Source organism: bacterium, assembly GCA_040753085.1.
Classification (GTDB): domain Bacteria; phylum UBA9089; class JASEGY01; order JASEGY01; family JASEGY01; genus JASEGY01.
In genome coordinates, this window is record JBFMHI010000087.1 from 1 (window position 1) to 11,217 (window position 11,217).

The following is an 11,217-nucleotide window of genomic DNA, read 5'->3' on the forward strand; positions in this document are numbered from 1 at the left end:
TTATATCGTCAAAAGAGCGGAAAACGTTTAGTAAATAGTGAACAGTTAAGGAGATTAGGAAGTTGCCTGCCGGTTTTCTTTTGGAGACAAGGAAGGGATGAAACCCACAAAAGAGGTTGTGAGGGTGTCTTTGTGGCTGAATACTTACAAGATGTCGAACTGATATGGCCGAAGAATTTGTTCAGTTAGCCCTTAAATTAGGGGCAGAGCAAGCCAAGATAATTTCACCCCAAAGTGTGGTCACGGCCCAATGGGTGAGATGGAAATGTCAATATGGCTGTGAATATTTTAATCGGTGTTTGACCTGCCCGCCTTTTTCGCCTACCCCTTCTCAGACCAGAGAGATGCTGGCCCCTTATCAGCAAGGCATTCTTTTTTCTTCCTCTCAATCCTTTACCGTCCGTTATCTGGCCGGAGCTTTAGAGAGAGAGGTATTCCTGGCCGGTTATTATGCCACCTTTGCTCTGGGGGCTGGTCCCTGTCACTTGTGTGAAGAATGTGACCCGAACAAACCATGCCTGCATCCATATCAAGCCCGGCCGTCTATGGAGGCCTGCGGGATAGATGTCTTTGCTACGGTTAGAAATAACGGCTTGGCTCTTGAGGTATTGCGAGAGACTAAAGAGCCCGGCAAGTATTTTGGGCTTCTGCTTTTAGAATAGTAGAGGCCAATTCTTGGACGGTCTTACCCAGTCCAGGGTAAAGTAATCCTGGAGCCAGTTCGGCCAGGGGCAGGAGGACAAAGGCCCTCTGGTGGGCTCGTGGATGAGGGATGGTCAGTTTGGGAGTGTCTATTACCAGGAAATTGTAAAGGATGATGTCCAGGTCAATCACCCGTTGTCCCCATCTTATCCCCTCTTCCTTACGTCCTGCCTGCTTTTCTATCAGTTTGAGGGTATCCAGTAGTTCTAAAGGGGCCAGACCAGTTTCAATTTCCACCACGCCGTTTAAAAACCAGGGTTGATCAAGATAACCCACCGGCGCTGTTTCGTAAAGAGAGGACTTTCTCTTTACCTGAATCTCAGGATGATGAGTAAGCCGCTCTATGGCCTGTTCGATATTTTTAGCTCGGTCTCCTTCATTGGAGCCAAATGATATAAAGGAGTCAACAGTCATGGGGCATTAGTCATTGGTCATCAGGTCATTTCCTGCTGACTATGGCGAACAATCTCTATGGCTACATAATCTACCAGACCGGCCAGAGGTACCTGGGGCTTTTTAATCCTGACCAATACTTCCTGAACCGGGAATTGTTTCAGGATAGCCGAGGCAATATCTTCAGCCAAGGCCTCTAATAACCGGTATTTCTTATCCCTCTCCACTTCCTTGACCAGCCAATATACCTTCTGATAATCAATAGTATCTTCCAGTCTGTCTGATCGACCAGCCAGGGAAAGATCGGCTTTGATCTCCACGTCAAGGTGAAACTTTTGACCTAACTCACGTTCTGCCTCACTCGTTCCGTGGTAGCCGTAAAAGACTATACCGCTAATAATTATCTTGTCCATATCACATCAGCCAATAGCCATTAGCCTGTTGCCTTTTTCTACCACCACTGTTCTCTCTTAATCCGTTCTACGGCTTCGGCTATTCGGTCCTCGTCCAGGGTAAGGGCTATCCGAATATAGCCTTCTCCATGGCTTCCAAAACCTACCCCTGGCGTAGCTACTATGCCGCACCTTTTCAAAAGATCAGCACAAAAAGTAGTTGAATCAATATCAAAGGGCACTCTAATCCAAACATAAAAAGCCCCAGAGGTGTTGGCTACTGACCATCCAAGCTGACGCAACCCCTCTACCAGGACATTACGTCTACCTTGATAAAGTTTCCTCATCGATTCAACACAGTCCTGAGGGCCGGTTAGCGCTGCTATCGCCGCCTCCTGGACAGCCTGAAAGACCCCTGAATCTAAATTGCTTTTGATATTAGTAAGTCCTTTAACCAAATCCTTATTGCCGATAGCAAAACCAATCCGCCAGCCGGTCATATTGTAGGTCTTGGAAAGAGAGTGAAACTCAAGGCCTACTTCAAAGGCACCGTCCACCTCCATAAGGCTGGTGGGCTTATTATCTTCAGAATAAAGCTCTGAATAAGCTGCATCGTGACAAACAACGATTTCATACCTCTGGGCTATTTCAACTACCTGTTTAAAAAAGGAAGCTGGCGCTGTAGCGCCGGTGGGATTGTTAGGATAGTTTATAAAGATCAACTTGGCCTTTTCTAACACCGATTCAGGGATGTCTTCCAGCACGGGCAGAAAATTGTTTTCTTCTCTGATAGGCATCAAATGCGGGATACCACCGGCAAAAATAGTGGCTGGTTCATAGACCGGGTATCCAGGCGAAGGAACCAGGACCACTTCACCCGGTTCAACAAAGGCCAGAGGTATATGGCCAATGCCTTCCTTTGATCCCATCAGAGAAAGGATCTGAGTATCCGGATCAAGGTCAAGGTTAAATCGCTGCTTGCACCAGACAGCCACTGTCCTTCTAAATTCGATTTTACCTTCAGTAGAGGGATATTGGTAGTTCTCAGGTTTGAGGACAGCCTTCTCCATCGCTTTAACTATATGAGCCGGGGTAGGTTTATCCGGGTCACCTATTCCCAGATCAATAATATCTACCCCCTCCGCCCTGGCCTTTGCCCTGGCTTTGTCTATCTCAAAAAAAGGATACGGGGGAAGGCATCTTAGTCTATTGGCCGGTGTTATCTTCAATGATCGCTCCTCCTTTATGTTTTTATTTATTCTTCCTCTTGGCTCTTTGATGTTGGATATAGGTTTCAGAGAACTGATGATTCCCATTCTGTTGGGCCACAAAATAGAGATACGGGACTGGCGCCGGATTTAAAGCAGCTTTAATAGAAGTGCGGCCCGGGCTGCAGATTGGCCCCGGGGGAAGCCCAGGATGGAGATAGGTATTGTAAGGAGACTTTATTTTCAAATCGTCGTAAGTAAGAAGATACTTATGATAACCAAGGGCGTAGAGAACAGTAGCACAGGATTCCAGAGGCATGCCTTGTTTCAGCCGATTGTAAAATACGGCTGAAACAAGGGGCCTTTCTTCTTCCTTTTGGACTTCTTTCTCAATGAGCGAGGCCAGTATAATAATCGAGTGTAGGGATATGTCCATCTTTTTAATCTTGCCCCGGAATGGATCGGTTATTTCTTGGAAGCGATTAAACATCGCCCTAATAATCTCTTCCTCACTTGTCCCCCTTACGGCCTGGTAGGTGTCAGGAAAAAGATACCCCTCCAAGCTTTCTACGTTCAGCCCTAAAGAAGAGATGAAATCCCGGTCATAACAAAGTGAGAGGAATCTTTTTGAGGAAGCAAATCCCTCGTCCTGAAGTCTGCCAGCAATTTCCCTAAGATTATAGCCTTCAGGGATAGTAAAGGAGGAAGTGATCGTCTCCCCTTTCTTCAGTTGATCCAGAAGCTCCTTGGTAGACATTCGGTTGTTAAATCTATATTCTCCTGCCTTAAGGCTGTTCTCAACACCTTTTAGTTTGGCTGTTAGGGTAAAGTAGAGGGGATAGTCAATAATCCGGTAAGATTTCAGGATAGAGGCAATTTGCCTGACCCCGGACCCAGGGGGAATAAAGACGGTTTGGGAGATATATGGCCGGCGGGGAGTAAGGAGGGTAGGCCAGAAGAGAACAACTAATAATAGGATTAATAAAAAAACGGCCACAAAGACCAGACTTGAAACTTTAGCTGTAATTGATGACCGGTTTTTTCCCATTGGCGCCCTCTTATTTCCTGATCCCTTAGCGACTAACAATTATGGCCGTCAAGATAACCTTGAAGAATAAGAACCGCACTCACTTTATCAACTACCGCCCGACGTTTACGCCCTTTTCTTCCTCTTAACCCCGATTCGATCAAAACCTTCTCTGCACTTACCGTGGTCAACCGTTCGTCCCACATATTTACCGGTAAGCCCAACTCCGATTTTAGACGTTCGGCAAAGGCTGAGGCTGACATTGCCCCGTCTCCTCGACTCCCATCCATATTAAGAGGGAGACCAACGACTATTTCTTCGACTTGATAAGAAGTCACTAGATCCCTTAACTCACTAATCTCCAGGCCTTCTTTATCCCGATAGATAACCGTTAGCCCCTGAGCAATGAGTCCCAACTCATCACTTATGGCCACCCCAATTCGTTTACCACCCAGGTCGAGTCCTAATATTCGTCCCAATTTCCTTACGTCCTTTGCCTTAGGTAATCCTCTTCGTAAGCGTTCAGCCACTAAGGCACAAACTCGATGCTCGATGCTCGATCCTGGATACTGGATCCTTTACCAGCATCGAAGATCGAGCATCGAGGATCGAGCATCGAGCATCCAGCATCATGTGCTGAACGGTTACTTCTCTTCTTAAGCTGCTCCCAGATAGGCCTCGATCACCTTGGGGTCTTTTTGAATCTGGGCCGGTTTACCTTCCGCTATCTTGACACCGTGATCCAGGACCACAATCTTATCACAGATATCCATAATCACTTTCATATCGTGTTCGATTAAAAGAATAGTTACCCCTTCATCCCGAATACGTCGGATAAGGTCGATCAAACGGGTGGTTTCAAGGGGATTCATGCCGGCGGCTGGTTCATCGAGAAGGAGGAGTTTTGGTTCAGTGGCCAGGCTGCGGGCGATTTCCAGACGCCGCTGGTCACCATAGGAAAGATTAGCCGCAAATTCGTCTGCGGCCTCCCCCAGTTTAACAAAGGCTATCTGCTTTGAGGCAGCAGCCGTAATCTCTTTCTCCTCCCGAATGGCGGCCCTGGTCCTCAGGATAGCCCCGATAAAGTTGGTCGATGTCCGGCAATGCCGGCCTATCTTGACATTATCCAGCACAGACAAGTTGGGAAAAAGGCGGATATTTTGAAAGGTGCGGGCGATCCCCTGTTTGGTAATCCGATCCGGCTTTAAGCGGGTAATATCTTTATTGCAGAAGATGACCCGGCCTGAGGTCGGTCTGGTAATACCGCTGATGAGGTTAAAGAGGGTGGTCTTACCCGCCCCGTTAGGCCCGATCAGACCCAGTATTTCACCCTGATTAAGAGAAAAATCAATCCCTTCCAGAGCCACCAGCCCACCAAAAAGCTTGGTTACCCTCTCTATCTTCAGAATAGCCTTGTTCTCTTCCATCTCCATCATCCTTTCTCTTCCTCTAAAATATCATAGCTAACTCAAACTTGCAACTACTTTTTATCCATGCTGGATACTCGATACTCGATACTCGATGCTCGAGCATCCAGCCTCGAGTATCGAGCATCCAGCATCGAGCATCGAGTATTGAGCATCCAGCATCGAGCATCCAGCATCGAGCATCGAGCATCCAGTATCGAGTATCGAGTATCGAGCATCCCGCCTCGTTTGGTGGCGGTTCTGCGGCGCTATGAGATTTTCACTTGACTTGACTATGGCTATATACTATAATGCAAAATTGATGGGACAAAATTCTCTTACCCAAAATTTGTGACTGTTGATCGGCCGCTTTCTGGGAGAAACCAGCCAAAGGAGAGGCTATGATAGACCTTAAGAAGAGAATAGAAGATGTAGACGAGTTAAAGAGAGAATTGGATAACCATAGGCCCCTATCAACTAATGTCTTGAAGCAGTTAAAGGAATATTACAGAGTAGGCTTGACTTACTCAAGTAATGCCTTAGAAGGTAACTCTTTAACTGAGACAGAGACCAAGATAGTTCTGGAAGACGGTATAACCATAGGTGGTAAGTCATTAAGAGATCATTATGAGGCTATAGGGCATAGTGAGGCTTATGACTTGCTATATAAGTTGGCTAAAGATAAGACCATTACAGAGAGTGATATTTTAGGTATGCACAGGCTTTTTTACTTTCGGATTGATCCTGAAAATGCAGGAACTTACAGGAAAGTTAAAGTTATCATAACAGGCTCAGATTATATTCCACCTCCCCCTGCTGAGATAAAAGGACTGATGAAGAAGCTTATTAGTGAGATGCCACGTCTTAGAAAAAAATATCACCCCGTAGAATATTCTGCTATTTTACATAAAAAATTAGCACAGATTCACCCTTTTGTAGACGGTAATGGAAGAACAGCAAGATTGTTAATGAACTTAGTGTTATTACAAACAGGCTATGTAATAACCATAATACCACCCATGCTGAGAAACGACTATATAGCTGCCTTAGAAGAGGCTCATAAAGGAGATAACCAGCCTTTGATAAACTTTATTTCAAGTATGGTGTATGAGAGCCTAAAGGACTACTTAAGGCTGGTAAGAAGATTAGAGTAAAAGGCTGACCGATGAAAATGAAAGGGAGGATGAGGGTATTAAAAGGGGGAAGAAATACCCTTTTCCCCCATTCCATAGGTGTGGCTCCATAAATACCAGCGGATAAGTGGCGCTTCACATCCCCTGGTTAGATAAGACATTGGGATTCCGGCAATCTTGTAAGCCTGATTGTATGGTCCCCCGGGAAAGAGTTTGTAAAAGTATTTACGATTTGCTTTTTCAAAAGCAAATCTCTTTTCCATCTTTGTAACTACTCAGCCACCACATATTGATTTTGAAGCTTACAGAACACAATATATTGTGGTTCGTCTCCTTTTATAGGTTGCATAGAAAGCCGTTTTTTAGGAATTTTAGCTAACTTTTAAACACCTAAACACAATATGTTGTGGTTTCGCTAGGTAAGGCTACTATATAGAGGCTGAGTAGTTACCCATCTTTTTTACTATTACCTTCATCTGGGGGGGATACCCGTATTCCTGATAATAATGCCTGAGGATATCAATAACCTTCCAGTGTTCTGAGGTTAGTTCAATCTCCTCCCCCCTGGCCAGATACTTAGCCACCTCTTCATTCCAATCCTCCGGATTTTGTAGGCCGCCATTTTCATCCGTCTCGTAGGTCTTTCGATTAAGTTCAAAACTCATATTTTCACTTCCGCGCCTTCCCGTGATATCCTCCGGCAAGTAAGGTCTAGTGCCTTGTCAAGTTAGTATTTGTGGGTAAAGCCTCTTTTTACCCCTCACCTTAATCCTCTCCCCTGAGGGGAGAGGGTAAGGTGAGGGGGATTGCTTCTACAAGAGACCAACCTATCAAATCAAATCTGACAGGGTACTAGCATAGCTTTTATTTTAGCATATTTAATACCGGATGTCAAGGGAGAAATTAGTAAGGCGAGAAAGCGCCGAGAAGCGGAGGAGCCAAGGATTAAGGGGCAGCTCGCCGGCTATTGGCTTAGAGTGACCGAAACGATGACCATCGTCAACCAGGCCTATATTTCAAATAACGATGAGTCCTTAAGCATAGATACCTTCTTGCCCCTGGGGCTGCATCTGTTGGTCAAGAGAGGTTCACCAGGCAGCTTGCCAGGCAGAATCTGATGCCAGTATGCCCACCTGAAAGCAAGTTTGCCCTGATGATTTATCCTGGTTTCTTTCAGCAAAGAAAAAGGGCCGATTAAAGGAAGAGGGAATTTGCCTGGGAGGGGCTCTACTTTGTAATTAAAATCAATAAGCAAGGCCTTATTAAATCCGGATTCAATAAAGCAGTTGGAGTGCCCATCAAATTTTGCGGTGGGTGCTTCTCCATTTATTTCGCTTAAAAGATTCTCTGTCATCACCTCGGATTCGAAGTGGGCTACCGAGCCGGCCTTGGAAGTAGGCAGATCAGTGCCATCGCCGATGGAATATATGTCTTTATGGTTTAAGGCCTTAAGGGTGTGCTTATCGGTCGGGATATATCCGGCCCCATTACCCAGCCCTGAATCCTCGATAACCGCTGCACCCTCGAAGGGTGGAATGGCCACCAGTAAATCATAATCAATCTCTTTACCGTCATAAGACCTTATTATTTTCTTTTCGTGGTGCACCTCGCCCAGATTATAATTGGGGGTGATCTTAATCCCTTTCTGTTTTGCGATCTCGCTAAATACACTGGTAGCTATTGGCTTGGTAAAGGCACCCGGCAGAGGGGTAACAAGCTCTATCTCCACCTTGTTACGGATGCCCCTTTTATGAAAGTAGTAGTCTGCCAGAAAGACAAACTCTATCGGCGCCACCGGACACTTGATCGGCATTTCAGCTACATTCAGGACTACCTTGCCTTTCTCAAACCTCTCAAGGGACCGCTGAAGCTTTATGGCGCTGTCAGGGGTATAGAAATCGAATACATTTTTTTCATACCCGTCTTTCATGCCCTCTATATCGTCGGGTATAATCCGGCAGCCAAGTGAACTAATAAGCCAGTCATAATCAAAATTGCCCGCTCTGGTTTTAACTCTTTTCTTGGGGGCATCTATTGCTATTATTTCCGTGCTGACAAAGTCTACCCCCTTGCCGAGCAAGCGGTTAATCGGCCGGGAAACATCTGGTAATTCCTTGTAGCCGGGGAACCTGAAGGGAAGAAACAGAAAGCCGGGCTGATAATAATGCATCTGGTTCTTGTCTATCACGGTGATTTGCCATTCCCGTTTATCTAATTTTTTCCTGAGACTATTGGCGCTTATAGTTCCACCTGTTCCGGCGCCTAAGATTACTATTTTTTTCATAAGTCTTACCTCCTCGTATTAAGTACCTATCCCCAAACCGGCTCGATAGCAACCAGGTCCCTTCAAGAAGCCTGGTTTCTGGTCAGACGGGAGAGGTTTTGGGATAGGCTCTAAATCAAAGTCCCGCCGCCAAGCACAGCCGCCTTGGCTATTTCACCCGCCGTCTTCGGAAGACCGGCAATCCTGCAGAGTTTCCTGCTTGGTCCGGCTGGATAAAGCTCTTTAAGGTATCTGTTGTCCCATTTCCCCTCACCATTTCTCTGCTGCATTACCCTCATCAATTTCTTAACCGGCGGCACCCCGGTATATTGTTCATAATACTCTCTTAAGAAACCAATCATTTCCCAATGGAAATCTTTCATCTCCACCCCTTCTCTTTGGGCAATGCAATGGGCTATTTCCTTGTCCCAGGTCTTTGGATCTTGTAAGTACCCATCGTCATCAATCCTGTAGCTTTTTCCTTTAAGGGCTATATCCATAAGACAACCTCCTTTGATTGGTAAACTCCCAGATGCCTGCGAAAGATGGCCGAAACGATGACCATCGCCTATCGCTTACACTAAATACAACTTGAGTTATCCCACCCCAAGTCCTTGGCCTGACTAACCAAATCTTCAATGGTGGTTGCCTCAAATCTTTTGGCCACATCTATCCCCACCCGTTTCCAAAAGGAACGAACCGTATCATCCACCGGCTGGCCGGTTTTTATCTCGGCGCTCGGACAAATACAAAAGGATGGTTCTATTGCCTCAACAACTTTCTTCACCGTCGCATCTGAGGATGAGCCTTTAAAGTGATATCCGCCACTAATTCCGCCTCTGACACTTTCAAGCAGCCCGGCATGTTTCAACTTATTAAGAAGTTGAGCCACAAATGAAAAAGAGATATTTTGCCGCCGGGCTATATCATTGCCGGTAATAGTCGTCCCCTCCCCTTGCATAGCAATGTCTGTCATAATGACAATGGCATAATGCACCTTAGCTGGAATCTTCATGGCCAGAACCTCCTTAAACAAACACTAAGTCTGAAAGCTATTTCTATGTATAAAAAATATATATATGTAAATTACATATATATGTAGCATATATTTTGGCACCTGTCAAGGACTTTTTTCAAAAAAAGAAAAAAAGTATCTTCCGGTCCACCCCTTCCGGACCCTCCGCTGTTAGTAGTCTGACGCCTAGTATTTAGCCGGCCACTGATTTTGGACTAAAGTTGCTTGACAGATTCATATATATATGATATAGTTATAACGTAGTGCAAGGCATAGTATAGGAACTCGTCTCTGTTCGTAACAGATTAGGAGGTAAATAAATATGAAACTTTCAACCAAAGGTAGATATGGTCTGAGGGCCATATTGGAACTGGCACTTCACGAAGAAGGTGAGTATCTTTCTATAAATGACATCGCGCAGAAGCAGGGTATATCTTTCCCCTATGTGGAACAACTTATGGTGAAGTTAAAGAAGGCCGGCTTAGTAGAGAGTATACGGGGGCCTAATGGCGGGTATCGCCTATCCAGGCCGTCCTCGAAAATCAAGGCCGGTGAGGTGGTGCGAATAGTTGAGGGGCCGATTGAGATTGTGCCCTGTGTTGGTTTAAAAAAGAATGCGCAAGAATGCAGTCGGGCAGGAGAATGTGCTACTCAATTGCTCTGGACAAAAGTGAGCCGGCAAATAGCCCAGTTGCTGGATGGAATTTCACTGGAAGAATTAGCTAAGTGGGAAAAAGAGCTGAAAGAAAATAATCTCTGTCAAAAGAATACTGTAGAGGTAACTACTTAGGGGTCTTGCTTACCGGGTGTCTGGTGGCCTGGTGTTTGGTGGCCTGGTGTTCCGCTTACCAGACTACCAGACATCAGACTACCAGATGTCTGTGAAAAATAGCCGAAACGATAAACCTCGCCCAATTTTCTATTGACAATCTTAGTTTAATGATGTTATACTCAGCAGGGTTATATCCTGAACTCCTGAGCCTGTCAGGAGCAGGCTCTGTTATTATAATTCGCCGAGAATTGCTGAAAAAATTGCGTTCAAATTATCTGTCCGAGGAGGTAATTTCTTGATATCACCTCAAGACCTGAAGACCATACAAAAATGGGCAAAAAGATACAATATTCATTCTGTTTATCTCTTTGGATCTAGTCTATCTGATGAGGAAGAATCTAATGATATAGACCTTGGTATCGAAGGTATTCCGAAGGAGCATTTTTTTAAACTAACAGGTGAGCTTGATTGGATGCTTTCAAAATCGATTGATGTGGTGGACCTTGATTCTGACAATCCTTTTGCTGGAGTTGTTCGCAAGTACGGGAGGCGTATATATGGGTGAATATGAAGATTATCAAATTCGCCGAGAAACAATCTATGAAGCGAACACTCGACCTGCTATCCAAAGGTTTATTACGTCCATCGAAAGAAGAACTTGATTATGCAGGTATTGCCACATATCTACACAATCTTTCGACCTGTACGGTTAAGGTTGTAGACTACTGACGCTGAAAGCGTCAAATTTTAAATAGCCGTAGATGCAAGCTACGGAAGATAAATACACCCGCAACGCTCGACCCTGCAAGGGTCGAATATTATCCATCACATAGAATTTAACCCTTTCAGGGTTGAGCTGTGGTAGATGTTTCGTTTCCGCAGGTTTCACCTGTGGTTATGTAAAAT

Annotated in this window: 16 protein-coding genes; 4 read left to right on the forward strand and 12 right to left on the reverse strand. The window is 45.2% G+C overall.

Translation table 11 applies throughout. The features are described from left to right. Positions 1 to 164 precede the first annotated feature (164 nt). Positions 165 to 662, forward strand: a complete 498-nt coding sequence (locus AB1797_09415; protein ID MEW5767826.1) for a DUF2284 domain-containing protein — start codon at positions 165 to 167, stop codon at positions 660 to 662. On the opposite strand, the gene folK is transcribed toward AB1797_09415, so the two are convergent. The 7 genes from folK to AB1797_09450 all read right to left on the reverse strand — a co-directional run bounded on the left by folK (position 619) and on the right by AB1797_09450 (position 5,339). Then, positions 619 to 1,116: a 2-amino-4-hydroxy-6-hydroxymethyldihydropteridine diphosphokinase gene (gene folK, locus AB1797_09420; GenBank protein ID MEW5767827.1), complete on the reverse strand. Its 498-nt coding sequence runs from the start codon at positions 1,114 to 1,116 to the stop codon at positions 619 to 621. The genes AB1797_09415 and folK overlap by 44 nt on opposite strands. Positions 1,117 to 1,136: 20 nt before the next feature. Continuing rightward, positions 1,137 to 1,508, reverse strand: coding sequence for a dihydroneopterin aldolase (gene folB, locus AB1797_09425; GenBank protein MEW5767828.1), 372 nt, complete (start codon positions 1,506 to 1,508; stop codon positions 1,137 to 1,139). 38 nt (positions 1,509 to 1,546) lie between these two features. Further along, the gene (locus AB1797_09430; GenBank protein ID MEW5767829.1) at positions 1,547 to 2,716 is read right to left on the reverse strand and encodes an LL-diaminopimelate aminotransferase; all 1,170 of its coding nucleotides are present in this window, start codon (positions 2,714 to 2,716) and stop codon (positions 1,547 to 1,549) included. Positions 2,717 to 2,738: 22 nt separating this feature from the next. Then, entirely contained in the window at positions 2,739 to 3,743 is a 1,005-nt protein-coding gene (mltG, locus tag AB1797_09435; GenBank protein MEW5767830.1) for an endolytic transglycosylase MltG, read from the reverse strand. 32 nt (positions 3,744 to 3,775) lie between these two features. Continuing rightward, positions 3,776 to 4,201 (reverse strand): Holliday junction resolvase RuvX, encoded by a 426-nt coding sequence (gene ruvX / locus AB1797_09440; protein MEW5767831.1) that lies wholly within the window; start codon positions 4,199 to 4,201, stop codon positions 3,776 to 3,778. A gap of 177 nt (positions 4,202 to 4,378) precedes the next feature. Further along, the gene (locus AB1797_09445; GenBank protein MEW5767832.1) at positions 4,379 to 5,149 is read right to left on the reverse strand and encodes an ABC transporter ATP-binding protein; all 771 of its coding nucleotides are present in this window, start codon (positions 5,147 to 5,149) and stop codon (positions 4,379 to 4,381) included. Between the two features lie 22 nt (positions 5,150 to 5,171). Next, positions 5,172 to 5,339: a hypothetical protein gene (locus AB1797_09450; protein MEW5767833.1), complete on the reverse strand. Its 168-nt coding sequence runs from the start codon at positions 5,337 to 5,339 to the stop codon at positions 5,172 to 5,174. Positions 5,340 to 5,529: 190 nt separating this feature from the next. On the opposite strand from AB1797_09450, the gene AB1797_09455 reads away from it, so the two are divergent. Beyond that, the gene (locus tag AB1797_09455) at positions 5,530 to 6,282 is read left to right on the forward strand and encodes a Fic family protein (GenBank protein ID MEW5767834.1); all 753 of its coding nucleotides are present in this window, start codon (positions 5,530 to 5,532) and stop codon (positions 6,280 to 6,282) included. Between the two features lie 38 nt (positions 6,283 to 6,320). Here the strand turns inward: AB1797_09455 and AB1797_09460 are convergent, their stop codons facing one another. From AB1797_09460 to AB1797_09480, 5 genes are all read right to left on the reverse strand, one after another. After that, complete coding sequence (locus tag AB1797_09460) at positions 6,321 to 6,524, reverse strand: TusE/DsrC/DsvC family sulfur relay protein (GenBank protein ID MEW5767835.1); 204 nt, start codon at positions 6,522 to 6,524, stop codon at positions 6,321 to 6,323. A gap of 165 nt (positions 6,525 to 6,689) precedes the next feature. Further along, positions 6,690 to 6,926, reverse strand: coding sequence for a TusE/DsrC/DsvC family sulfur relay protein (locus tag AB1797_09465; GenBank protein ID MEW5767836.1), 237 nt, complete (start codon positions 6,924 to 6,926; stop codon positions 6,690 to 6,692). A 344-nt stretch (positions 6,927 to 7,270) separates the two neighbouring features. Further along, positions 7,271 to 8,545, reverse strand: a complete 1,275-nt coding sequence (locus tag AB1797_09470) for an FAD/NAD(P)-binding oxidoreductase (GenBank protein MEW5767837.1) — start codon at positions 8,543 to 8,545, stop codon at positions 7,271 to 7,273. A gap of 110 nt (positions 8,546 to 8,655) precedes the next feature. After that, on the reverse strand, positions 8,656 to 9,024 hold the full coding sequence (locus AB1797_09475) for a TusE/DsrC/DsvC family sulfur relay protein (GenBank protein MEW5767838.1): 369 nt from the start codon (positions 9,022 to 9,024) through the stop codon (positions 8,656 to 8,658). Between the two features lie 80 nt (positions 9,025 to 9,104). Then, positions 9,105 to 9,539: an Rrf2 family transcriptional regulator gene (locus AB1797_09480; GenBank protein ID MEW5767839.1), complete on the reverse strand. Its 435-nt coding sequence runs from the start codon at positions 9,537 to 9,539 to the stop codon at positions 9,105 to 9,107. A 322-nt stretch (positions 9,540 to 9,861) separates the two neighbouring features. Here AB1797_09480 and AB1797_09485 point away from each other — a divergent pair, with 322 nt between their 5' ends. Beyond that, positions 9,862 to 10,329 carry an Rrf2 family transcriptional regulator gene (locus tag AB1797_09485; protein MEW5767840.1) on the forward strand — a complete coding sequence of 156 codons (468 nt, stop codon included), beginning with the start codon at positions 9,862 to 9,864 and terminating at the stop codon, positions 10,327 to 10,329. Positions 10,330 to 10,606: 277 nt separating this feature from the next. Beyond that, complete coding sequence (locus tag AB1797_09490) at positions 10,607 to 10,876, forward strand: nucleotidyltransferase domain-containing protein (GenBank protein MEW5767841.1); 270 nt, start codon at positions 10,607 to 10,609, stop codon at positions 10,874 to 10,876. The last annotated feature ends 341 nt before the right edge of the window (positions 10,877 to 11,217 follow it).